A 24,964-nucleotide genomic window follows, 5' to 3' on the forward strand; every position below is an offset into this window, starting at 1 on the left:
CTCCCTACTCAACAACGATGTGTTGCTCTAAATTTTGAAATTTCTTCTCTCCGATGCCACTCACTTGCATTAGATCAGCTGTATTCATAAACAAACCATTTTGCTCTCGATATTCTATAATCGATTGTGCTGTTTTCTCACCAACACCATTCAATCTCATCAGTACTTCAATGGATGCAGTGTTGATATTGATCAAATCATTATCTACTTCGTGTGCTGAATCGTATTCATTCACATACGTGTTTGGAATCAAATCTGCTTCATCTTCAAATGGAACGTAGACCACCTGTTCATCCTTTAGCTTCATGGATTGGTTTACGTGGAGTAAATCACCTTCCGGTTGTACAACGGCTTTTTCAAGCACATTTTTGACCCGTGCATCTGCTGGCAACTCATACACACCCGGATAAAGCACAGCACCCTTTACTTCGACAAAAATCATATCTGGTAAGGCATAGTTTTCAACAGGTTCTTCAATCTCCTCAATTTCAACAGGTTCATACGACTCAATCGCAACGACTTCGGTTGCAGCTGGTTGCCAATTTTTATACACGAAAAACAGAACAACAGCAACAACACCGACACCAATTAACAAATGTTTATTATTTTGTAAAAATACAATCATTTTATCTCTCCTTTTTTAACCCTCTATCTATATATGCTTAAAAAAGGTGAGTTATTTTTTTAACTTATAAAATTTGTTAATATTTTTTATGATTTTTGCAAAATATAAAAAATTCTTTCGCATTCTGTCGTCACTTTATTGCTCGAATCAAAATCACTAAATGTATGGATAAGTTCTAAAGTACTTTCTTTAATCATGTTCACGATATCTTCGTGTGGATATGTCCGTTGTGAAAATGACTCTGTCGTCTTAACATATGTACCATTCTCTGCTTGATTGAAAAAAATCAGCTCGTGATCAACAGAATACGGTGATTCTCCACGGTGTGCAAACCAAATGTAACTGATTGTTTCTAAATCATCGGCATATGTCTGATCATTAAATTCCGTCATCATTTTATACATGCTATGACTATCGAAAATAAATACGCCACCAGGATCCAAATGTTTTGATACACGTTCGATGAACATGCTGACTTCGTTTAAGTCATCTAGATAGTTAATGACATCACTATTCGCTGTGATGACATCAAATGTACGATCGTAGTCAAATGACTGCATATTTTGTACAGAAAGTTGCAATGATGAATCGTTTTCTTTTGCAATCGAAATCATCTCTCGTGACGCATCAAAACCAAACTTTTCCTCGATATCAAGTGCTGATAAAATGCGACCTGTACCACAGCCTATATCTAAAACAGAATGCTTATGTTCCAAATATGGTGAGATGATGTCTACCCAAAGATTATCCGGCACATCATAGGTCAAGGCATCATACATGCTTGCAAAATGGTTAGTCAAGCTTCTCACCTGACGTAAACAATCGTTCTAAATTATAGTAACTTCTTTCTGGTTTTAAGAAGATATGAACGATGACGTCTTCTGCATCAACGAGTACCCATTTACCTTCTTTCATACCTTCTACAAGTACATCTTTGCCTTGTTCTCTTGCAATTTCAATCACGTGTTCTGAAATTGCTTGAACTTGTCGATCTGAACCTGCATGACAAATGATATAGTAATCTGTTACAGAGCTCGATTCTTTCACATTAAATGTTGCAATATCATCCGCACGTTTATCATCACATGCTTCAACTAAAATATTTAATAGTTCTTTACTTGTCAAAAAATCATTCCTTCACCATATTATAATAATTCAAGCATTCGATTGTTCGCGGGTAAATGGTTTTGTCTGATTTAAGCAAATGTTTAATCGTTGCTTTTGTTATTTCATACACTGCCAAATCCAAGTGTTTGTCTTCGTAAACAATCTTCCGAATGTCATCAACGTTCTTTTGATCTCGTTCAGGTTCAATATAGTCTGCCACATAAATGATTTTTTCATTCAATGTCATGTGGTCACGACCTGAAGTGTGGTTGGAAATTGCCAATAATATTTCATCATTTTTAATACCATAATCATCTCGCATTTTAATTGCCGCAACTGGACCATGTAACAATTCTTTATTGAAACCGAGCAGTGCAGGATCCAGCTTTTCACGAATTACAATCTGATACATCTCACTGAGTTCATCATACTTACAATAGTCATGTAAAATGCCTGCGAGTTCACAGTTATATTTATCGCCGTTAAACATTTCAGCAAGCTTAACTGCTGTCTCAGCAACACGCACGCTATGTTCAAAGCGTTTTTTTGGTAATTTATGACGTACGATTTCCAAAGCTTTTTCTATGTCCATATCAATGATTCTCCTTTAAATACTGATAGACCGCATGCGGTACCAAGTGTTGAAATGGTTCATTGTTCACCATCCGCTCTCGAATTAAAGTGGATGAGACATCAAAAATTGGTATTTCTACTTTCTCAAATGGTGATTGAATTGTGATATCTTCATGATTTCGACTGACGACAACAACTTTATATATCTCGAGTATATCCTTAGACTTGTACCACTTATCAAAATTCTCATACTGATCTGTTCCGATAATAAAAATGATTTCATCATCAGGATATAATTCATTAAAGTATTGAAGCGTATTATACGAATAAATACTCTTCCCTTGGGAAATCTCAAAATCTGTAACCTCAACATCATCATACGCTTCTACAGCGAGTGAAACACACTTCATTCGTGCATCTGCTCCCAATGTTGATGATGTTTTATGCGGCGATAAAAAAGCTGGCACAACGATTATTTTATCTAACCCTAGCGCAAACTTAACCTCTTCAACAACATTCACATGGCCGACATGTATCGGATCGAAAGTTCCTCCAAATATACCTATCTTCATACGAGTTCAATTCGTTTATTGTTCGTAGATTCTCTATACAGAATGATTGTATTCCCAATCACAGTAACGATTTCACTATTCGTTTGCATGGAAATTTGGTCAGCTAAATCTTTTTTATCTTCTTCAGCATTTTGTAATACTGAGATTTTTATGAGTTCACGTTTTTCTAACAAATCATCGATTTGAGAGATGAAGTTATCATTGATTCCATTTTTTCCAATTTGAAACAATGGATTTAAATGATGCGCTTCATTCTTTAATTGACTCACTTGTTTTGATGTCAACGTCATTTGACAACCTCCTTAAATAATCGTTTTAAGCATTTCTTTCACTGCATTCGTCTGACCCACTTTGCCAGTCCAAATAGCGTATGCGTCCATTGCTTGATGGACGAGCATATTTAAACCACCGATACTATTGCCATTAAAGTATGACAAAAACGGTGTTTTCGTATGATAGATTAAATCGATGCCAATCGCATCATTTTTAAAGTTTGGTTCAATACCGAGTGTTTCAATGACATCTTCTCCGTTTAAACCGATCGGTGTTGCATTGATGATGCAGTCATATTGAGACAGATCAACATTACCAAAATGAAGCACTTCATAAGGTAATTCCGAAAATTTTTTCATTTTCTCAACATTTCGCACAGCAACGGTTACAGTTCCACCTAACTGATGATGGACATAGTGCACCGCTTTCGCTGCACCGCCACCACCGAGTATGAGAACTTTCATATCTTTAGCAATATCAAAATGTTCGAGTAACATTTTTTTATAACCGGATACATCTGTATTATAGCCGATTAATCGACCGTCATTCACATGAACAGTATTCACTGCACCGATCGATGTTGCTTCAGGCGATATTTTATCCAAGTATGTCATAATCGTTTGTTTATGTGGAATCGTCACATTGAGCCCAAGCAGATGTTTATCTTCTATCGTTTGTCTAATATTTGGTAACTGCTCTGGTGTAATATGCAGCGCCACATACGTATGGTCATCACCGTTTAACTCAAAGTTATGGTTATGAATGTTCGGTGATAACGTATGTTTAATTGGATCTCCAATTACAGCAAAATTTGTCATTTAGTTCATTCCTTTAAACATTGACGGTCGCGTATACACCTCTACGTGTTCTGGTACCTTAACTTCAATCGTTGCACTATCGCGAATTGCAACAAATCCAAGACCGCTGATTAATACATCGGTTCCGCCTTCTACTTCGAAAGTTTTGACACGCGAATGGTCAAGTACCGGTTCTTCTAATGTTGGTGGAACAAGTAATCCATTAAAATGGTTATCGTAAAACGATTCATGATTTTCATATTTTGTTCTATGAATCTTAATCCTGTCACTCACATAAATCGTAAAACTATTGTCCTGGCCACCGACATATGAAACAGCAGCAAGTGGTCCTAGAAATAGTGTTTGTCCCGCATTCAGCTGGAAAGTTTTCGGTTTTAATTCTTTTGTTGGCATAATATATTTCAAATCTTCTGGCGCAACGTTTCGCGTCATCTGTGATTCAACAACAATACCTGGCGTATCAAAGATAAAACTGCCATCACCGAGTGGTATATCGATCAAATCAAGCGTCGTCCCTGGAAAACGACTCGTCGTAATAATTTCTTTTTCACCGCTCGTATTCTCAATCAACCGGTTGATCAATGTTGATTTCCCGACGTTTGTCGTACCGACGACATAGACATCCTCATTCGTGCGGTATCGATTGATTGTCTTTAATAATTGGTCAATTCCATGATTTTTCTTTGCACTAATAGCCACCGCATCAACGAGTTTAATGCCCTCTTTACTCAGCAAAAACTTCACTTGATGAATCAAGCGCCCGATATTTACAGATTTAGGTAATATATCCATTTTATTTAATACAACGATGACATTCTTATCACCGACGATGCGGTTAAACGATGGGATAATACTACTATCAAAATCAAAGATATCAAAGACTTTAACGATTAAACCGTCTGCCTCGTACAGTGCGTTTAACATCGTTAAATAGTCCCCAGAGTTTACATTGATATCCATGACTTCGTTATAATTTTTTAATCTAAAACAACGCTTACAAATTGCATTTTCATTATCCATCCCGCTCTTCGGAATGAATCCTGGCGCATTTTCATCAACCGTTTGCAGTGTTGCACCACAACCGATACATTTTGCGTTACTCAATCGTCTCCCTCCAATTCACTAGACCTTTTCTATTAAACTGTTTCAAAATTAACGATTCAATAAAACGGTTCAACTTCGTCGCAAGCGCATCCTTATCTTTTATCGGACGCACTAACGCACTATCTACACCGACGCGTCGTGAGCCCAGTACATCCGTCATCACTTGGTCCCCAATCATCAATGTCTCATGCGGATAAACACCGAATGCGCGCATGGCTTTCGTAAATCCTTTACTAAATGGTTTTCTTGCAGAGTCTATGTAGATAAATTCTTCAGGCTCTGAAAATGCAGATACGCGGTCATATTTTCCGTTTGATACGATCATGATCTTAATTTCTGATTCATCAAGTGCATTAAACCATGTATTCACAACTTCATTTGAGTTTGCTTCGTCATAGGCAACTAACGTGTTATCTAAATCAATCATCACTGCTTTATAACCCTTTTCCTTTAATACTTCAGGTGTAATGTCAGAAAAATGATTGACGAAATAAGTGGGTAAAAATAAATCTTCTAAAATTTTCATATATACCTCATATCTAACCTAATTTTAACACAATAAAAGCACCCTTATAAAAGGTGCTTATTCTGTAATGTCTAGCTCTTCTGTTTCTGTATCTGCGTAAATTAAATAACCAATTACGACTGTAATCATAATAGATGCAATCATTAAGAAAACCATATATAGATTCCTCCGTTACATTTGATTCAATAATAATTTTACAACGTTAGACGAGTTAATACAAGCGATCTCGAGAAACTCATCGTATTTCATTTCAGCACGATCATTCGCATCATCCGATATCGAACGGATAATAATGAACGGTACGTCAAACTGATAACAGACTTGCGCAATCGGTGCAGATTCCATATCAACGGAAAGTGAATCACTAAATTTTTCGACGATAGATGCCTTCATCTCAACATCACCTATAAATGAGTCACCACTGACGATAAGTCCTTTTTTCATCTTTACATCTACATGGTTGTCGATGATTTGAGTCACTTTATCGAGGAGCTCAATATCCGTTTTATAACTGAGTGGCATACCGGGAACTTGACCATATTGATAGTTGAAGTTCACCGCATCGACGTCATGATGAATCACATGACTGCTTACAACTATGTCTGTCACACTCACTTCAGCATGTAAGCTACCTGCAACACCCGTATTAATCACATAATCCACATTAAAGTGATGGATTAACAATGTCGTGATTATACTTGCGTTCACTTTACCGATACCAGACTCTACTAAGACAATCGATTGATTATTCAGCATACCTTCATAAAATGACGCATGTGCAATTTTCGTTTCACGCGTAACTTTCATATCTCCAAGAAGTATTTCTACTTCTGGTGCCATCGCACCGATGATTCCTATCGTTTTCTTAGTCAATGCTTACGATTTTCACTTTCATATCATTACCATTTGGTAGCGGCACAGTTACTGTATCGTTTAGTTTTTTACCCATCAAAGCTTTTGCAATTGGTGATTCATTTGAAATCTTACCCTCAAATGGATCCGCTTCAGCAGAACCAACAATTGTGTAAACTTCTTTGTCTCCGTCTGGAATCTCTTCAAAAGTAACTGTTTTACCGATATTTACTGAGTTATTATCGCCATTTTCTGTAATGATTTTTGCATGACGAATCATATCTTCAATTTTAGAAATTTCCTGTTCAACGAAACCTTGCTCGTCTTTTGCTGCATCGTACTCAGAGTTCTCAGATAAGTCACCGAAACTTCTCGCAACTTTGATCTTTTCTACGACTTCTGGTCGCTTAATCGTTTTTAAATACTCTAACTCTTCTTCTAACTTGTTAAATCCTTCTTGCGTCATTGGAAATTCTTTAGTGTTGTTCATAATCCTATCTCCTTAAATTATCTACTTATAATTAAAAGTCCATCCCCCACTGGTAAAAATGACGCGTGGAATTCGGACGTTGCAACAAATTGATTAAATGCATCTACTTTTTTAACCATTTTGTTTAAGTTTTTGTTGGTGATTTCATCTTCAATTACCAGTCCGCGCGCGAGTATATTATCGACAATAATTATTCCAGATTCATCTAGTAATGGTTCAAACTTCTCAAAGAAAAATTGATTGTTTGCTTTAGAAGCATCAATAAATAACATGTCAAAATGACCGAGCGCATCAGGATCGATTTCTTTTGCATCCATACATATTGCATTGACACGGGATAGGGCCCCATGTGTCTTAAAGTTTTCTACAGCAATATCATGCAGTGTTTTATCTTTTTCAATTGTTGTTAAATGTATATCATCAGCCACACTTAGCATGTGGAGTCCACTGTAGCCAATTGCTGTGCCTATTTCTAAAATTCTCTTGCGATTCATTAGACGCAATTGATGTTTTAGCACATTTAGAGAATCGGCATCAATAATCGGTACCTTGTGCTCTTGTGCATAGTCAAACACACTTGGAAACATTTCATTCTGTTCGTTTAATTTTGCACAATAATTTAAAATTGACAACTCAATCACCTATACAAAAAATACAACTGATAACAATAGTTATCAGTTGTTTCAATCATTAAAAAGTATATTAACATAAGTAAGCATCTTTTAAAAGAGTTTTTACTAATCAATATATAGCGCGCGGTTTTCTAAGTGTTGTTCGTACGTTTCAGCGAAGTGGTTGACCCCATCAGAATCTGCTAAGAAGTAATAGTAATCCGTATTTGACGGATTCATTGTACTTTGAATCGATTCAACACCTGGGTTTGAAATCGGTCCTGGCGGTAATCCTGTATTCTGATACGTATTATATGGATCATCGACTTCTAAGTCTTCATAAAGGACTTGATCTCTATGTTCTCCGAGTGCATATAAAACAGTTGGGTCCGTTTGTAATGGCATGCTCGGATTAAGTGCCATACGGTTAATAAATACACTTGCAATTTGAGAGCGGTCAGCAAGCGATGTTGCTTCACGTTCAATGATCGATGCTAATGTTAAGAATTCATGGAATGAACGCTCCTCACTCTGTCCATCAATTGTTAACGTATACGTATTGCTTGATGCAAAGATAGAGAAACTGTTGTTATATGTTGCATCTAACATTTGACGAATCAATGTGTCAGCAGAAGGATCTTCTTCTACGACGTCATATGTTGCAGGGAATAAGTACCCTTCTAACGGGAATTTTACATTTTCATCTAAAATTTCTGTCGTTAACATGTCTGGATAATCATCAATCAATTCCATCAGATACTCTTCATCTTCTGTTTGCTCAATAAATTCAGACGCTGTCATTGGCAATTCATTTGCCCACGTATCTGCAATCTGTTCAAGCGTGAAACCTTCAGGTATCGTCACTCTAAATAATACCTCTTCATAAACCGTACCTGTAGATATCGTTTGTGCGATTGTTTCAAAATCCATCGATGGTGATAATTCATACTCTCCTGCTTGATAATCCGAATAGTTATTTAACTGTAAGAAATACTTGAAGAAAAACCCATTCGAGATTATACCAGCATCTTCCAATTGGTCTGCGAGAACAGCTCTTTCTGTACCTACTTCTATTACTACTGTTTGTGTTTCTGTATCATTCACATCAACCGGACTTGTTTGATTTACAAAATATATGTAAGCAAAAATCGCAAGTGCGACCATCACGACGACTATAATACCAATCACAAACAATGATAAGTATGAAGACACATTTTTTGAGAACTTAATGTCATCTTGTCTACTCATTCATTACTCCATTCCTAAAAATAGCCTCCTAGCGGAAGCTATTCTTAATTTCTATATTATTCTTCAGGCTCGTCCATCTGAGTATTAACAATCTCTTCAATCATATCCCACTCTTCATCTGTTTCGACTGGTAATAGCTGACCTTCTTCATCATCCGTACTAATCATTGGGATGAGTTCGATGTCGCCATCTTCATCAGAAAAGTTCGATTCTTCCGCAAGTATTAAATACTCTTTTTTAAACTCAGGATGGTAAAATTGTAACAACTTACGGTAGAGTACCTCGTTACCTTCATTATCGTAGAGTGTCAATACTTCTTCATCATTGTTGAATTCTAATTCTTCATTTGTCATGTTGAATCTCCTTTTTTGGTTGGTCTAAATAACCTTGTAAAATAAACACAGCCGCCATCTTATCGATGACTTGTTTGCGTTTTTTGCGAGAAATATCGCCTTCAAGCAGCACACGTTCTGCTGCAACTGTACTGAGTCGTTCATCCCACAATGTTATTTTAACACTTGGAAGCTCAGCTTCAAGCATTTTACTAAAATCTATAGAACGCTGTCCACTCTCACCAATCGAGTTGTTCATATGTTTAGGTAATCCAACAACAATTTCACTCACAATATGTTCATCGACAAGTTGTTTAATCGCATCGATGCCATAGTCGTTACTTTGCACATCAATCTTAATCGTCGTTAAGCCTTGTGCCGTCCATCCATATAAATCACTAAGTGCGACACCGAGCGTTTTTGTACCGAGGTCCAAACCTAATACTCTAGTCATTGATAACCTGTTCAATATATGTGCGAACTAATACTTCCATGATTTCATCGCGATCCACATGACGAATTAAATTCCTCGCTTCATTGTGTCTCGGTATATAAGCTGGGTCTCCACTCTGTAAATAACCAACGATTTGGTTGATCGGGTTATAACCGCGCTCGTTTAATGTGTGATAAACTTTCGAAAGAATTTGGTTGATATCTTCAACTGTCAGTTCCTCAACATCAAACTGTCTCGTCTCATCAATATGATTCACAATATACACCTCTATTCGCATTAAGCTTTCACATCATTATAGCACTACTACTCGCCCTTTTGCGAATATTTTATATGGTTTCTTGCATTATTAATCGCATCTGGAACCTTATCGATATCCGTTCCACCACCTTGAGCCATATCCGGACGACCGCCACCTTTTCCACCAAGTGCTTCAGCCATCGTTTTAATGATATCTCCGGCTTTTACAGTATTTGTCAATGACTTCGGTACAGTCACGATCATACTGACTTTGTCATCCACTACTGACACGAGTGCAATCACTGATGATTGATACTTAGATTTAATATCATCCATCATCTCTCTTAAATCTTTTGCAGAGACACCATCCACTGTCACTGGTAAGAACTGAATGTTCTCGATTTCTTCAATTGAATCACCGATATTGCTGTTATTCATATTTTGTAAGCCTTGTTTTAACTGCTTCACTTCTTGCTCTAATGTTTTTTTATCTTTGTTAAGCTGTTCAATGCGCTTCAGTACATTTTCTTCTCTAACATTTAATTTATCTGCAACTTCATTCAGTTTCGTTTCTTTTTCCTGATAATATTGAACTGCTTTTTGACTCGTTACAGCTTCAATACGTCTGATGCCCGCACCGATACCAGATTCGGAAAGTATTTTAAACAAACCGATTTCAGCAGTGTTTGATACGTGGATACCACCACACAGCTCAATTGAATATGTGTCGATATCAACCACGCGTACAACGTCGCCGTACTTCTCACCAAACAGTGCCATCGCACCTTTTTCTTTCGCTTGATCAATTGTCATTTCTTCAATGACAACATTTAAATTATCAAAGATTTTCTCATTGACGATTGACTCTATCGTTTTGAGTTCTTCTTGGCTCAGTCCTGACAGATGTGAAAAGTCAAAGCGCAAGCGGTCTTTCTCAACAAGTGATCCCGCCTGATTGACATGTGATCCAAGTACATCTTTTAATGCTTGGTGAAGCAGATGTGTTGCAGTATGGTTCTTCGTAATATTTTTACGTGCATCCGCTTCAACAGTCAATTCGTATGTGTCTCCAACAGAAAGTGTGCCCGCTTTAATTTGACCGACATGTACATGCTGATTGTGAGGTGCTTTGTAGACACGGTTTACTTCAAATGTACCAGATTTACTTTGGATAATCCCTTTATCTGCGACTTGTCCACCACTCGTTGCATAAAATGGTGTTTGATCAAAAATCAGTTCAATTTCATCTTCACCATCAAATGATTGATGTGTTTGATCATTGTGAACGATGTGTAATAACTTTCCAGTCGATTGCGTTGTTCCATAACCAACAAACGTCGATTGATCCGTAATGTTCGACAATGTTTCTGACTGCACTTGCATCGATTCAGATGATTTACGCGATTTTCTCGCACGTTCGCGCTGCTCTTCCATCGCCAATTTAAATCCAGTTTCATCCACAGTTAAGCCGTCAGCCTCTGCATATTCAACTGTGAGTTCATACGGAAAACCGTACGTATCATAGAGCATGAATGCATCTTTACCACCAATCACACCATTTCCGACTTCTGCTCGTGACTTAATCTCTTCGTAAATCTTTAGCCCTTCATCAAGCGTCGATAAAAATCGCTCTTCTTCTTTTCGAATGACCTCTTTAACAAAATCAGATTTCTCACTGACAACAGGATAAAATTCTTTCATATTTTCAGCAACGACATCGACGAGCTTATACATGAATGATTCATTTAATCCAAGGTCTTTACTGAATCTCACTGCACGACGAATCAGGCGTCTTAATACGTAACCGCGTCCCTCATTTGATGGCAGTGCACCATCAGCAATTGCGAATGACACCGTACGAATATGGTCACTGATTACTTTAAATGCAGTGTCGTGTACTTTATTCTCATCATATTTCTGCTCGCTTAATTGTTCCAATTCACGAATAATCGGCATAAATAAATCGGTGTCAAAGTTCGTTCTAACATCTTGAATAACACTCGTTACACGTTCAAGTCCCATACCCGTATCTATATTTTTCTTTGGCAGTGGTGTATATGTACCATCAGAGTTATGGTTAAACTCACTAAATACTAGGTTCCAAATCTCTAAATAGCGCTCGTTCTCCCCACCCGGATACATCTCTTCTTCTGGATCTTCAGTACCATATGAAGGTCCACGATCATAGAATATTTCACTATTTGGTCCACATGGTCCTTCACCGATATCCCAGAAGTTACCTTCAATTCTAATGATGCGTTCTGGAGATAATCCAATGACATCTTGCCAAATTTGGTATGCTTCTTCATCTTCTGGATGAATCGTTACATAGAGTAAATCCGGATCAAATCCAATCCATTTTTCACTCGTGAGAAATTCCCAAGCATATTCAATCGATTCTTTTTTGAAATAGTCACCGATGGAAAAGTTTCCTAACATCTCAAAAAATGTATGATGTCGTGCAGTAAATCCAACATTTTCAATGTCGTTTGTACGAATTGATTTTTGCGCGTTGACAATTTTCGGATTGTTCGGAATGACACGCCCATCGAAGTATTTCTTAAGCGTTGCGACACCTGAGTTGATCCATAGCAATGAATCATCATCGATTGGAACGAGTGGTGCACTCGGCTCTACCATGTGATCTTTCTCTTTAAAGTAGTCTAAAAATAAACCTCTTATTTCATTACCTGTTAACTGTTTCATTTGCTCACCTCATTAAAATTTGTACAAAAAAAGCCCCTTTCGAAAAGAAAGGGACGAAATTATTCCGCGGTACCACCCAAGTTATACAAAGTATCACTTTAACATATTCTTTCTAACTATTGAGTAGCACGCATATACGAATCTCATTGTTCACACCAACCACAATGTCTCTTTAAATATTCAATATGTACGTTTGTCTCATAGCACATTATACATTTTCATTATATGAATCTGATTCAACACTGTCAATAAAATCATAAGGAGAAATACCTTCCATGCCAATGAGTGCTGGAATCGTATGAATATTTTCCTTCGTTAAATGTTCCGGTAATCCATCACTCGTCTCTTCATCTGCTAGCGTTAAATAATCCATCAGTGACGTGTGACGAACGGGCACATGTTTGGAGAGTGCATTGTAAAATGCTTGACTATCACCACAGAGTACAAGCGACTCTTTCGCGCGTGTAATGCCTGTGTATATAATATTTTTATATAACATCGAATGATAAGCAGAAACGACTGGCATGATGACAATGGAATACTCACTGCCCTGTGCTTTATGAATACTCGTACAATACGCATGAGCAAGCTCAATCATTTCTTTTCTTTCGTATGAAATGAGCTGCCCTTCAAAATCAACAGTGATGACGTCACCTTCTGTTAAGTGAACATCTTTCAGTTTGATCTCTTTAATAATCCCGGCATCTCCATTGAACACATTGTCTTCAAGTCGATTGACAAGCTGCAATACTTTATCGCCTTCACGGAATATCACGTCAGAAAACTCAAGTTCATACTTATCATCGTCTTTTGGATTTAATATTTCTTGCAACACTTTGTTTAAGTTATTGATACCCGCAGCACCTCTATAAATCGGTGCCAACACTTGAATATCTCGCATCGTATATCCCTTTTTAACAGCGCGCATCGTGATTTCGTGCACATAGTTTGGGATGTTACTGATTGAGGACGGCAAGAATGAAACATTGTTCATCTTTTGTGACAGGTCAACAGGTACTTCATTGTTAATCGCATGGGCAAGTTTTACGATACCAGACCCTTCGCCTTGACGATACACTTCAGTTAGTTCAGTCAGTGCGAGTGCGTTCGAATGAATGAGATCATAGTACACATTTCCAGGTCCGACTGATGGTAACTGGTCTTTATCTCCAACAAAAATAATTGAAGTATGGTACGAAATATTGCGCATCAGCTGATAAAAGAGCCACATATCCACCATGGACATCTCATCGATGATGACGACATCCGCTTCAATTTCATTGAATACATCTGCCCATTCTTCCTCTTCCATATCACGCCCCCAACCAATCGAACGGTGGATCGTCGTTCCTCGGAGTCCAGTCAAATCACTGAGTCGTTTTGCTGCACGTCCAGTCGGTGCAAGCAGTTTAATCGGATAATCATCTGGATCGTATTCTTCGACGTCTTCATAGTGATTCAGTCGAGAGAATGCTTCAATGACCCCTCTGACAAGCGTCGTCTTTCCAGTTCCGGGACCACCTGTAATAATAGAAACCCGTTCAGTCAGCGCATTTTGAATGGCTTCTTTTTGAAGTTGATTATATGTAATACCAATGTCAGACTCAATTTCAGCGATTGTTTCATTAATGTCTTTTTCTGTAAAATCTGTATCGAGTGGATTAGATTTCATATCTAAGAGCTGCTCTGCTGCTTTTTTTTCAGAGAAATATAATGATGGGATATACACACGATTGTCTTTTTTTACGAGTTGTTCATCTAGCATCATTGCGTCTACCGCTTCTTCAATGTCATCCTCAGTAAACCACTGTTGTGATGAATTAAGCAGGTGCATGACCGCACCTGAGAGTTGAATCATATCGATATATGTATGCCCCTCACTCATGACATATTCATCGATCGTATGCGTAATACCGGCGTGCAGACGCTCAATAGAATCTGCAGGCAAACCATTCTTCTGGGCAATAAAATCAGCTTTCTTAAAACCGATACCTCGGATATCTTTCACCATTCTATACGGATCAGTATCCAACATGTTTTGTGTTTTCGGTCCATAGGTTGCCATAATTTTAACGGCTAAACGACTACCGAATCCTAAACTATTTAGCGTAAGCAACACATTTTCACTTTCATAATTCTCCACAATATGCGAATGAATCATGTTAATTTTACTCTTTGGTAACCCTTTAATATCTTTTAACACATTGATGTCATCTGCAATTTTTTCAATCGCATTGACACCGAGTTCATTGGCGATATTCGTTGCAGTCTTTTTACCGATGCCAGGGAAGTTATCTCCAGATAAGTATGAAATCACACTATTCAAAGTTTTAACGACGGTTTTTTTGTAGCGTTCACTTTTGAACTGTTCACCATATTTAGGGTGCGATGTGACTTCGCCTTCAAACTGATATGTTTCACCTTCAACGATTTCATGAAAAAAACCAGTCACGATTGTTTCATCTTGAAAATCTGTATTCGTTTCAGTGACGATGACGCGCATGACACCAAAATGATTATCCTGATTCATATAAATTACACGGTCAATTTCACCAATGATATACAATTGATCAAAAATCGTTGACTGGCTCATATTCATTACTCCTTATCTTGCAAATTCTTAAGTCCATTTAACGCGAGATAATGGTCCGGTTGTATCTTTACAGCATGTTCAAAATGACTTTGTGCTGTCTGATTATCATCTTCCATCATGGAAATCAGTCCCAAATTGTAGTAAGCATCTGCATTTTCTTCAATGTCATTGATTGCAGTGAACAGCACTTCACCTTGTGCGTACAATTCTAGATGACAACATGCCAAACCGTACTGCATCATAATATCTATGTCGTGACGACTAGACTGATAGGCCGTTTCAAAAAATGGGAGTGCCATTTTTTGTTGATTCATATTGATATAACACATCGCAATCATGTAGTTTAAATCGCTGTCCGTTGGATTGGATGAATAAGCACGTAAGTATATTTTTATCGCTTCTTCAAATCTATCATTTTCGTAATATAAATTTCCGAGTGTGTACAGTGCTAAAAATGAATTTTCATCGATTGTGATTGCCCGCTGTAAAAACACTTCTGCCTTTTCTATTTCAGAAAATTTTTGTAACAAAATTGCACCATTAATGTAGTGATCTACATTATCCGGTGCAATTTCAATATGTTCGAATACAGACTTGAGCGCTGCTTCGTAATCTCTATTTTCAATTAATGTTTGATAACTATACTTCATCCGAGGTAGTCCAATCTTTTATCTTCAAAGAATACGTCATCAATTGTCGCGCCACCGATAACTGTTTCACCATCGTAGAGCACAACCGCTTGACCGGGCGTAATCGAACGGTTTGGTTCATCAAAGATCACTTTGATATCTCCATCAGCGAGTTTCTCAACTGTAACACCCGAATCCGTTTGACGATATCTAAACTTCGCAGTACATTTAAAACGGTCCGGCATATCCACGATAAAATTCACATCGCTTGCAACGAGGTGTGTCGAATATAATTTCTCATTATCATAGCCAGAAACGACATACAAAATGTTCTCTTTTAAATCTTTACCTGCAACAAAATATGGACCACCTGATCCACCGATTCCAAGACCTTGACGCTGACCGATCGTGTAATACATCAAGCCGTCATGGCCACCTTTATCTTCACCAGTATTCATATCAATCATGCGACCCGGCTTTGCAGGTAAATAACTTTGTAAGAATGTTTTAAAGTCTTTCTCACCGATAAAACAAATACCTGTTGAATCTTTTTTATCTTTTGTCGCTAAGTCGTATTTATGCGCAAGCTTGCGCACTTCGCTTTTTTCTAAATGACCGAGTGGAAACATCGTTTTTGATAATTGCTTTTGTGATAACTGATTTAAAAAATATGTTTGATCCTTGTTGTTATCCACACCGCGAAGCAACTTCGTTCCATCTTCTGTATGTTCAACACGCGCATAGTGACCCGTTGCGACATAATCCGCACCGAGTGCCATCGCATGGTTTAAAAACGCTTTGAATTTAATCTCTTTGTTACACATGACATCAGGGTTTGGTGTACGACCTCTTTCGTATTCATCAAGAAAATAACGAAATACACGGTCATAATATTCTTTTTCAAAATTCACTGAATAATAATCGATACCAATTTGCTCTGCAACCAGTCTTACATCTTCATAATCTTCAGTCGCAGTACACACACCGAACTCATCCGTATCATCCCAGTTCTTCATAAATATACCGATGACACGATATCCTTCATCTTTTAACAGCTTAGCTGTCACAGATGAGTCGACACCACCGCTCATTCCGACGACGACAGTTGGTGTTTTTGTTTCCATAAAATAACTTCCTTTCAATCTTCCCTTTAAGCAGTCGCTTTTAACGACTCATATATGCTTTTCAAGACTTTAACAGTCTCTTTGATTTCTTCTTCTGTATTTAAGTAAGAGAAACTAAATCTTACTGAATGACTTGCACGCGCGTCGTCATACATTGCTGTGATGACGTGAGATGGTTTCACAGATCCTGAATTGCATGCTGAACCACCTGAAATATAGACATCACGTAAATCAAGTGCTGTTAGTAACACCTGTACATCCACCCACGGGAAATACACATTGAGAATGTGTGGTGATGCATGATTCACGTCACCATTGACGTCAAATGGAATTGCATTCACTTGCAATTCATTTAAAAATAATTCTTTCAACTGCATTTCTTTAATATTGCGTTCTGTCTTATTCTCAACGACTTTCTCCATTGCAAGTGCCATTGCACCGGTCCACATATTGTTTTCCGTACCTGCACGGCGACCCGCTTCATGTAGCCCACCCGTAATTAAGGAATTGAGCTTCGTGTTTTTCTTACAATATAAGATACCGACACCTTTCGGTCCATATATCTTATGTGCACTAAGTGATAGTAAATCTGCACCGAGTGCTTCAACATCCACGTCGACATGACCAAATGATTGGACAGCGTCTAAATGTAGTAACGTGTCTCGATCTTTTAATACTTCAGCAATTTCGTATACAGGCTGTATAACACCCGTCTCATTGTTGATCAAAATAATCGACACGAGCACTGTATCTTCTCTCAATGCATGTTTTAAATCTTCAATATCGATTCGACCATTTTCTTTCACTTGTAAGTATGTTACATCACATTGAGATTCTAATAGTTCGTATGTAGACTTTACAGATGAATGCTCAACATTTGTTGTAATGACATGCGGGCGGTCATGCTGATTGACGATGCCCTTTATTGCTAAATTATTTGCTTCAGTCGCACCGCTCGTAATGATGATTTCCTGAGGTGACGCATTGATATATTTTGCTATTTTTGCACGATTTGTCTCGAGCATCGATTTCGCTTCTTTGCCGAGTTTATGTGTACTCGATGGGTTACCATACGTATCCGTTGATTCAAATACTGCAGATAAAATATCTCTATCAAATGGTGTCGATGCTGCATAATCTAAATATATAGCCATTACATTCATACCTCCAAATAAAATTCTAATCAAATTTTATCATCTTTAAATAAAAATTACACGTTAATCAGAATAATGGTATCTTCACAAACGAACTTTTATAATTGATGAGGAATGGAGGCATTGTGAATGAAACATTTAAATATATCAGCGTTAAACTTAGTACCGGTAAGAGAGGGGGGCGGTGTTAAAGAAGCAGTAGAAGATATGGTATCGATCGCGCAACATTTAGACCACAGCTCGTATGAACGCTATTGGATTGCAGAACATCATAATACTACGACTATTGCGTCTTCTGCAACAAGACAGCTCATACATTATGTGCTACAACATACAGAAAATATCCGCGTCGGTTCTGGTGGTGTGATGTTACCGAACCATTCGCCGTTAATCGTGGCAGAAGAGTTTGGGACATTGCATGCAATTTACGGTGACAGAATCGACATCGGGCTCGGTCGTGCACCAGGTACAGATATGAAAACTGCCCGTGCAATCCGTCGCAACATTCATGATGGTGTGTTTAATTTTGATCAAGAGATATCGCAACTACGTGATTATTTAAAAGATGATCATGATGGTGTTATTGCATTCCCTGGCCAAGGATCAGAAATACCACTCTATGTGTTAGGGTCATCGACAGACTCTGCATTTGTTGCAGCGAAACTCGGTTTACCCTATGCCTTTGCCGCGCATTTTGCACCACAGCAAATGAGAGATGCATTTGAAATATATGAACGAGAATTCGAACCGAGTCCACAGCTCAATAAACCATACAAAATCGCATGTTTAAATGTTATCATCTCTGATACGACTGAAGATGCAGAGCATTTATCGACGACGATGAAACAATTCGTGTTAAACGTCGTGCGTCATGGTAGAAAGAAATTACAACCACCAATTGATAATATGGATTTGCTATGGAGTCCGTATGAAAAGAGTGTCGTTGAATCACGTTTCCCTCTTGCAATTATGGGAGATGAAGAAGTCGCAAAAGAACAGTTACGTGCATTTTTAACGCAATACCCAGTCGACGAGATCATGGTGGTCTCTTACATCTATGACGTCGATAAACAAAAGCAATCGTATGACTTATTTGCTAAAATAGTAAATGATATAAACAAACAATAAGAATGGAGGGAAAACAATGTTATTTGAGAAGCGCATCCAATACATCAATCGCTATCGAGAAATTGCGATTGCTTTATCAAAGTCTGGATTCGGATTTATAATAGAAGAGATTGGTCTTGATGAAGTGTTTTCCCTACCAAAGCGTATTTTGCTCAGACAAAAAGAGTCAGATACGAAGGAAAAATCGAATGGTGAGCGCATCGTCGAGTTGCTTGAGTCACTCGGCCCCACTTTCGTTAAAATAGGACAATTGGCAAGTACGCGACCGGATATATTACCACACGACATTGTTAAATCGCTTGAGTCACTACAAGGCAATGTCCATCCGATGGAGACATCAGTCGTAAAAAAACAAATAGAGTTATCACTCGATGCATCTATGGATGATATTTTTCTAGAATTTGACGAAGTCCCTGTTGGTTCTGCCTCGATTGGACAAGTGCATAAAGCAACGCTTAAAACAGGAGAACATGTCGCTGTCAAAGTGCAGCGACCAAACATCGAACGCACGATTCGCAATGACTTAGAAATATTAAATCATATCGCAGTACTTGCTGATAATCGTTTGGAAATTGCTAAACATATCAATGTAACATCAGTCATTGATGAGTTTTCAAAAGCAATTATCGATGAACTCGATTATACGATAGAAGGACGGAATCAAGACAAAATTCGCAAGCAGTTTATCGATGAACCATCCATTAAAGTTCCCGAAGTATATTGGGAACTGACAACTAAAGAAGTACTTGTGATGGAGTTCATTGATGGCAGCAACATTAATGAAATCAATCAGTTGGTAAACGAAGGGTATGACACACATCAAATTGCTGAAAATTTAACGAACGCATTGTTTCATCAAATACTCATCGAAGGCTTTTTCCATGGAGATCCTCATCCTGGAAATATAAAAGTCTTACCTGATGAAACGATTGCCCTCATTGATTTTGGAATGGTTGGACGTTTGAGCCAAGAGATGAAAAGCAACTTAGGCTTTTTAATCATCGCACTGATGCGACAAGATGTTGAGGGTGTCGTCCGTGGGATTACGCGTATGGGTGCCGTGCCTGATACCGTCAATATAAAGGACTTAAGACGAGATGCTGAACAGTTAAAAGACAAATATATTGATGTGCCAGTTTCTCAAATTGATTTAGGTCAAGCTATTCAAGAAATTTTTGACATTGCGCATAAACATAAAATTATTTTACCGACTGACCTGACGATACTCGGTAAAGCCGTACTTTCATTAGAGACAATCGTTACAAAGTTGGAACCAACGTTTAGCATTTTAGATTTCGCTGAGCCATTTGGTAAGTTACTACTAAAGGAACGATTACAGTTAGATAATTTAAAATCATCTGCAAGTCGAAGGCTATACCAAGTCAGCGATAACATTGAAGATATCAGTACAAATATTCATGAATTTACAAAGGGATTAAAACATAAAAAATTACCGATTACTCTAGAACTCGAAACAGCCGATAAGATGCTCAAACGATTTGATAAGCTCGCGAACCGACTATCATTTAGTATCATTTTATTATCGTTTAGTATTATCATGGTCGGTTTGATTATTAGTTCAGCAATGAGTGGACATGATTCAGTCATCTGGCAAATTCCAGTAATAGAAATCGGAACCGTCATTGCAGCGCTGTTATTTATCGGTATGTTTATATCCATTTTAAAGTCCGGGCGATTGTAGCTCGGCTTTCTTTAATCACTGTCATCATTGAGATGATTGATGTAAAATATAGAGCAGTAAATAAAAAGAGGTGTTCTTATGGATCGTCCATTAAGTTATCGCATGCGGCCAACACACTTGGATGAAATCATTGGGCAAACCCATCTCGTCGGACCAGGTAAAATAATCAGACGTATGGTAGATGCACGTCGATTATCTTCAATGATCTTATATGGCCCACCTGGCATCGGTAAAACGAGCATTGCCAGTGCCATTGCAAACAGCACGAAGTATCATTTCCGCAGTTTAAATGCCGTGACAGATACGAAAAAAGATATGCAAATCGTCGCGGAAGAAGGAAAGATGAGTGGCTCAGTCATATTACTCCTCGATGAGATTCATCGGTTAGATAAGGCAAAGCAAGACTTTCTCCTCCCGCATTTAGAAAATGGCACAATCATACTGATTGGTGCAACAACATCAAACCCGTATCATGCGATCAACCCTGCCATTCGTTCTAGAACACAAATTTTTGAACTCAATCCACTCGTGGAAGCAGATATAAAAATTGCAGTAGAACGTGCACTTGAAGATGAAGAAAAAGGCTTAGGAAAAATGGATATCGTGCTTGAAGACAATGCAAAACAACATTTCGTTCAAAGTGCCAACGGTGATGTGAGAAGCGCACTGAATGCACTCGAACTCGCTGCACTGAGTACACCACCAAACGATGATGGTCAAATCATTATCACAGCAGAAGATGCACGAGAGTCATTGCATAAATCAAGCTTCTTACACGATAAAGATGGCGACCAACACTACGATGTCATGAGCGCATTTCAAAAAAGTATTCGAGGCAGTGATGTCGATGCCGCCTTGCACTATCTGGGCCGTCTTATTGAAGCTGGAGATCTCGTCACAATAGCAAGACGATTACTCGTCATCAGCTACGAAGATATCGGTCTGGCAAATCCACAGCTACCAAGTCGAACGCTCGATGCAATCATCTCTGCAGAGCGACTTGGATTTCCAGAAGCACGTATACCCCTCTCGTTTGCAGTTATCGAACTCTGTTTATCACCAAAATCGAACAGTGCGATTTCAAGTATTGATGCTGCTCTATCACCGATAAGAAAAGGGAAAACAGGAGCAGTTCCGAAACATTTAAGAGATGGTCACTATAGCAGTGCAAAAAAACTTGGAAATGCCATAGGTTACAAATATCCACACAACTATCCAAACCATGTTGTGAAGCAACAGTATTTGCCCGATACTCTTCAAAAAGAACGATACTTTGAAACTTCAGATAACAGTAAGTATGAACGCCAGCTTCAAGAAGTGTATGAAAAGTTAAAATCACTGCAATTTGAATAAACTATAAAAAATCACACTTGACTCCTAGGGGAAAAGCGTATGATTAATGAAAATCTTTCCCTGCCAATTCACTACGAGTTTCGAGCTTGAATTGGCAGGGAAATCAAAATAATGCCAATTCAAGTCAATTTTTGATCTCGAATTGGCACGAAAAAGAAAAAGCTGCCAATTCAAGTCATTTTATCGGTCTGAATTGGCAGGAGATACTTTGATCGTGCTCACTCACACTACTTTTCGAGTTCGAGTAAGCATGAAATCATAAACCGTGCTCACTCACACCACTTTTCGTGATCGAGTAAGCATGAAATCATAAACCGTGCTCACTCACACCACTTTTCGAGTTCGAGTAAGCATGAAATCATAAACCGTGCTCACTCACACTACTTTTTGAGTTCGAGTAAGCATGAAATGAAAAAGCCGCACCAACAACAAGTGGTACGCCCCTCAAAAATAATCCTTTTCCAATCTGTTATTCTATTTCACATCAAACAATTTGTTGTTCCACACCAGCGTGATTGTTAGTAAGTAAACCATCGCCGCCTGGTATTGGTATATTCCAGCATGCAACTTTTTCAGTAGATTCGAGAAGCGTCTTCGCGAGCTACAGGCTCTCGCTACGCCCCGGCGAATCTTGTGTAATTTTTTAGTTGGGCTAGATTTTCAAGTTATTTATCTTTAATATGCTTTACTTCAATATCTTTTAAAATTTGTTCATACACCCAACTGCCGGCGATAATACCTGCAACCGAAGGTGTAAACGCATTTGAAGTCGGTGGCAATTGTGATTTTCTCACAGCACTCGATGGATCTGCAATCTTTGCTACTTCCTCCGGTCGCTGTACGACTGGACTCTCATCACTAAATACGACTGGGACACGTGCTTTAATTTTCGACTGTTTCAATCGATTGCGGATGACACGTGCGATTGGATCTGTATGAGTTTTCATAATATCAGTTACAATAAATCGTGTTGGATCTGTTTTGTTCGCAGCACCCATGACTGAAATAATTTTAATATCTCTGTTAATCGCTTCTTCAATAATATGAATTTTATATTGAATCGTATCGGATGCATCAACGATATAGTCAATGTCATCATTTAAAATTTCATCATATGTTTCCTCTGTATAGAACATTTGGTGTTTAATGATTTTACATTCTGGATTAATTGCTTTAATACGTTCAGCCATCATCTCGACTTTTGATTCACCAACCGTTTCTGTTGTCGCATGAATTTGGCGATTGACATTTGTGATGTCTATATCATCCTTATCGACAAGGATGAGCGTACCTACCCCACTGCGGGCAAGTGTTTCTGCTGAAAAAGTACCAACACCACCGATACCGAGGATTAATACTTTACTCTCTTTTAATTTCTCTAGTCCTTCTTCTCCGATAAGAAGTTGGTTTCTTGAAAATTGATGTTTCATTAAAATACCTCTTCGTAATTAATATGTTGATATCTTAACACAAAAAGAAAATAAGTACCGAATAAAATTCGATACTTATTTATAATAGATATCCGAGAATAGCCGTGTGCAGTTGCCGATTAATTTGGCCTGCTATTTGCAGGTGGGTATTCTGTTTCTTGATCCGAACGTCCTACCGAAATAGGCGTGTTCATAACAAGAAAACTACTGAATTCCCGATTTAAAAGGTGTTAGGTCAAAATATAATCAGCGCATCACGAACCGCTCAGACATCTTATTAGAATTATTATAACACAACTGTTATTATCATGCACTAAAAAGCTTGGCAAAATTCGATGCTACATCGCTCACAATGGATGATTTTTCTTAAAGATATCATATCGTGAATGATAATATGCTTGTTATCTATACTAATGATGCCACTTTCTTTCAATTCATTCAATGCACGATTGATTCCTTCTCGTGTCGTACCCGACATGTTTGCGAGTTCCTGATTGGTCAGCTTTGTCTTAATCAAAACATCACCATCTATTTTTGCACCATATGAATTAGAGAGACGGATTAAAATGCCTGCTAGTGCACCATGTTTGCCATGCATTAACATATCTCTAATCTTTGCTGCGTAGCGTTCTGTTTCAATCTCTTGAAATTGAATCAATTCATTTTTTAGATCTATTCTATTGTCCAAATGTGATTTAAATTGTTGCCAGTTTAATCCATGAATCACTGTATCTGTTTTTGCTTTTGCATATGTACCGTATTCAGTTGTCTTCATGTACATTCTTGTCGCACCAAAAATCGAATCTTTACTTAGTAATTTAAGTATCAATTCCTTACCTTCTTCTTGCATCTTGCTTATAAAAACTTCACCAGTGTCAACAAGATAAATCATATTTTCTTCATCATCTGGTAAAAAAATATATTCATTTTTTTGGAAATTGAGTCGCTCACCACGCTGCCTAATTAACTTGATAATGCTTTTCGGTTTAAATATTGTCTCACCTATCATGGAATCACCTCATTTATAGTCAAATTATATCATATTATGTGATTTTTATCACTTTTTCACAGGCGATAATACAATATGATTAATACATATTAAAAAATATTTTAAGGAGGCGTAACAATGACTGAGAACAAGAACCATGAAATTCATGAAGATGATTCACAAGTAGAAACTCATGAAGACCATGACCATGATAGTTTGAATCTTAAGGGAACTTTCCTAATGGTAATGGCTCTTGGCGGAACAATTGTTGTAGGTTGGGTATTGGCGTTTCTATTATTTATGAGTCGCATGTAATGATTATTATAGAAAGGAAT

At 37.8% G+C, this 24,964-nt stretch carries 27 protein-coding genes and 1 other RNA gene; 4 read left to right on the forward strand and 24 right to left on the reverse strand.

Going from position 1 to position 24,964, the window contains the following annotated elements; translation table 11 throughout:
* Positions 1–4: 4 nt before the first annotated feature.
* From BMW30_RS02440 to BMW30_RS02540, 21 genes are all read right to left on the reverse strand, one after another.
* Positions 5–625, reverse strand: a complete 621-nt coding sequence (locus BMW30_RS02440; RefSeq protein ID WP_091473568.1) for a ComEA family DNA-binding protein — start codon at positions 623–625, stop codon at positions 5–7.
* 86 nt (positions 626–711) lie between these two features.
* Positions 712–1,425 carry a class I SAM-dependent DNA methyltransferase gene (locus BMW30_RS02445; RefSeq protein ID WP_091473570.1) on the reverse strand — a complete coding sequence of 238 codons (714 nt, stop codon included), beginning with the start codon at positions 1,423–1,425 and terminating at the stop codon, positions 712–714.
* Positions 1,418–1,750 carry a ribosome silencing factor gene (rsfS, locus tag BMW30_RS02450; RefSeq protein WP_091473572.1) on the reverse strand — a complete coding sequence of 111 codons (333 nt, stop codon included), beginning with the start codon at positions 1,748–1,750 and terminating at the stop codon, positions 1,418–1,420. The genes BMW30_RS02445 and rsfS overlap by 8 nt, the downstream gene beginning before the upstream one ends.
* Before the next feature lie 4 nt (positions 1,751–1,754).
* Complete coding sequence (gene yqeK, locus BMW30_RS02455) at positions 1,755–2,324, reverse strand: bis(5'-nucleosyl)-tetraphosphatase (symmetrical) YqeK (RefSeq protein ID WP_091473573.1); 570 nt, start codon at positions 2,322–2,324, stop codon at positions 1,755–1,757.
* Between the two features lies 1 nt (position 2,325).
* Positions 2,326–2,877 carry a nicotinate (nicotinamide) nucleotide adenylyltransferase gene (nadD, locus tag BMW30_RS02460; RefSeq protein WP_091473575.1) on the reverse strand — a complete coding sequence of 184 codons (552 nt, stop codon included), beginning with the start codon at positions 2,875–2,877 and terminating at the stop codon, positions 2,326–2,328.
* Entirely contained in the window at positions 2,874–3,167 is a 294-nt protein-coding gene (yhbY, locus tag BMW30_RS02465; protein ID WP_091473576.1) for a ribosome assembly RNA-binding protein YhbY, read from the reverse strand. The genes nadD and yhbY overlap by 4 nt, the downstream gene beginning before the upstream one ends.
* A gap of 12 nt (positions 3,168–3,179) precedes the next feature.
* A complete protein-coding gene (gene aroE / locus BMW30_RS02470; RefSeq protein WP_091473578.1) occupies positions 3,180–3,968 on the reverse strand; it encodes a shikimate dehydrogenase in 789 nt (262 codons plus the stop codon).
* Positions 3,969–5,072 carry a ribosome biogenesis GTPase YqeH gene (yqeH, locus tag BMW30_RS02475; RefSeq protein ID WP_091473580.1) on the reverse strand — a complete coding sequence of 368 codons (1,104 nt, stop codon included), beginning with the start codon at positions 5,070–5,072 and terminating at the stop codon, positions 3,969–3,971. It abuts the gene before it with no gap.
* Positions 5,065–5,598 (reverse strand): YqeG family HAD IIIA-type phosphatase, encoded by a 534-nt coding sequence (locus BMW30_RS02480; RefSeq protein WP_091473582.1) that lies wholly within the window; start codon positions 5,596–5,598, stop codon positions 5,065–5,067. Before BMW30_RS02480 ends, yqeH begins: the two co-directional genes overlap by 8 nt.
* A 171-nt stretch (positions 5,599–5,769) precedes the next feature.
* Positions 5,770–6,471 (reverse strand): 5'-methylthioadenosine/adenosylhomocysteine nucleosidase, encoded by a 702-nt coding sequence (locus BMW30_RS02485; protein WP_091473585.1) that lies wholly within the window; start codon positions 6,469–6,471, stop codon positions 5,770–5,772.
* On the reverse strand, positions 6,464–6,940 hold the full coding sequence (gene greA / locus BMW30_RS02490; protein WP_091473587.1) for a transcription elongation factor GreA: 477 nt from the start codon (positions 6,938–6,940) through the stop codon (positions 6,464–6,466). Before greA ends, BMW30_RS02485 begins: the two co-directional genes overlap by 8 nt.
* A 17-nt stretch (positions 6,941–6,957) precedes the next feature.
* On the reverse strand, positions 6,958–7,581 hold the full coding sequence (locus BMW30_RS02495) for an O-methyltransferase (protein WP_245705613.1): 624 nt from the start codon (positions 7,579–7,581) through the stop codon (positions 6,958–6,960).
* A 96-nt stretch (positions 7,582–7,677) separates the two neighbouring features.
* Entirely contained in the window at positions 7,678–8,799 is a 1,122-nt protein-coding gene (gene mltG / locus BMW30_RS02500; RefSeq protein ID WP_091473588.1) for an endolytic transglycosylase MltG, read from the reverse strand.
* Positions 8,800–8,855: 56 nt separating this feature from the next.
* Positions 8,856–9,152, reverse strand: coding sequence for a DUF1292 domain-containing protein (locus BMW30_RS02505; RefSeq protein WP_091473590.1), 297 nt, complete (start codon positions 9,150–9,152; stop codon positions 8,856–8,858).
* Positions 9,142–9,585: a Holliday junction resolvase RuvX gene (gene ruvX / locus BMW30_RS02510; protein ID WP_091473592.1), complete on the reverse strand. Its 444-nt coding sequence runs from the start codon at positions 9,583–9,585 to the stop codon at positions 9,142–9,144. The genes BMW30_RS02505 and ruvX overlap by 11 nt, the downstream gene beginning before the upstream one ends.
* Positions 9,578–9,841 carry an IreB family regulatory phosphoprotein gene (locus BMW30_RS02515; RefSeq protein ID WP_091474020.1) on the reverse strand — a complete coding sequence of 88 codons (264 nt, stop codon included), beginning with the start codon at positions 9,839–9,841 and terminating at the stop codon, positions 9,578–9,580. The genes ruvX and BMW30_RS02515 overlap by 8 nt, the downstream gene beginning before the upstream one ends.
* 47 nt (positions 9,842–9,888) lie before the next feature.
* A complete protein-coding gene (gene alaS / locus BMW30_RS02520) occupies positions 9,889–12,528 on the reverse strand; it encodes an alanine--tRNA ligase (RefSeq protein WP_091473594.1) in 2,640 nt (879 codons plus the stop codon).
* Between the two features lie 208 nt (positions 12,529–12,736).
* Positions 12,737–15,121 (reverse strand): SF1B family DNA helicase RecD2, encoded by a 2,385-nt coding sequence (gene recD2 / locus BMW30_RS02525; protein WP_091473596.1) that lies wholly within the window; start codon positions 15,119–15,121, stop codon positions 12,737–12,739.
* Positions 15,122–15,126: 5 nt separating this feature from the next.
* Entirely contained in the window at positions 15,127–15,771 is a 645-nt protein-coding gene (locus BMW30_RS02530; protein ID WP_091473598.1) for a tetratricopeptide repeat protein, read from the reverse strand.
* On the reverse strand, positions 15,768–16,874 hold the full coding sequence (gene mnmA / locus BMW30_RS02535) for a tRNA 2-thiouridine(34) synthase MnmA (protein ID WP_091473600.1): 1,107 nt from the start codon (positions 16,872–16,874) through the stop codon (positions 15,768–15,770). The genes BMW30_RS02530 and mnmA overlap by 4 nt, the downstream gene beginning before the upstream one ends.
* 26 nt (positions 16,875–16,900) lie before the next feature.
* Entirely contained in the window at positions 16,901–18,028 is a 1,128-nt protein-coding gene (locus BMW30_RS02540; RefSeq protein ID WP_091473602.1) for a cysteine desulfurase family protein, read from the reverse strand.
* 129 nt (positions 18,029–18,157) lie between these two features.
* On the opposite strand from BMW30_RS02540, the gene BMW30_RS02545 reads away from it, so the two are divergent.
* The 3 genes from BMW30_RS02545 to BMW30_RS02555 all read left to right on the forward strand — a co-directional run bounded on the left by BMW30_RS02545 (position 18,158) and on the right by BMW30_RS02555 (position 22,211).
* Positions 18,158–19,156 (forward strand): LLM class flavin-dependent oxidoreductase, encoded by a 999-nt coding sequence (locus BMW30_RS02545; protein ID WP_091473604.1) that lies wholly within the window; start codon positions 18,158–18,160, stop codon positions 19,154–19,156.
* A gap of 16 nt (positions 19,157–19,172) precedes the next feature.
* Positions 19,173–20,858, forward strand: a complete 1,686-nt coding sequence (locus BMW30_RS02550) for an ABC1 kinase family protein (protein ID WP_091473606.1) — start codon at positions 19,173–19,175, stop codon at positions 20,856–20,858.
* Between the two features lie 78 nt (positions 20,859–20,936).
* The gene (locus BMW30_RS02555) at positions 20,937–22,211 is read left to right on the forward strand and encodes a replication-associated recombination protein A (protein ID WP_091473608.1); all 1,275 of its coding nucleotides are present in this window, start codon (positions 20,937–20,939) and stop codon (positions 22,209–22,211) included.
* A 665-nt stretch (positions 22,212–22,876) separates the two neighbouring features.
* Here the strand turns inward: BMW30_RS02555 and BMW30_RS02560 are convergent.
* The 3 genes from BMW30_RS02560 to BMW30_RS02570 form a co-directional block, all read right to left on the reverse strand.
* A complete protein-coding gene (locus BMW30_RS02560; RefSeq protein ID WP_091473609.1) occupies positions 22,877–23,641 on the reverse strand; it encodes a tRNA threonylcarbamoyladenosine dehydratase in 765 nt (254 codons plus the stop codon).
* Between the two features lie 85 nt (positions 23,642–23,726).
* Positions 23,727–23,916: non-coding RNA, 6S RNA (gene ssrS / locus BMW30_RS02565), on the reverse strand.
* A gap of 38 nt (positions 23,917–23,954) precedes the next feature.
* Positions 23,955–24,650 (reverse strand): Crp/Fnr family transcriptional regulator, encoded by a 696-nt coding sequence (locus BMW30_RS02570; protein ID WP_091473611.1) that lies wholly within the window; start codon positions 24,648–24,650, stop codon positions 23,955–23,957.
* Positions 24,651–24,767: 117 nt separating this feature from the next.
* On the opposite strand from BMW30_RS02570, the gene BMW30_RS10500 reads away from it, so the two are divergent.
* Positions 24,768–24,944: a hypothetical protein gene (locus tag BMW30_RS10500; RefSeq protein WP_180366157.1), complete on the forward strand. Its 177-nt coding sequence runs from the start codon at positions 24,768–24,770 to the stop codon at positions 24,942–24,944.
* Positions 24,945–24,964: the final 20 nt, after the last annotated feature.

The sequence above is a fragment of the Aliicoccus persicus genome, assembly GCF_900110815.1.
Classification (GTDB): domain Bacteria; phylum Bacillota; class Bacilli; order Staphylococcales; family Salinicoccaceae; genus Aliicoccus; species Aliicoccus persicus.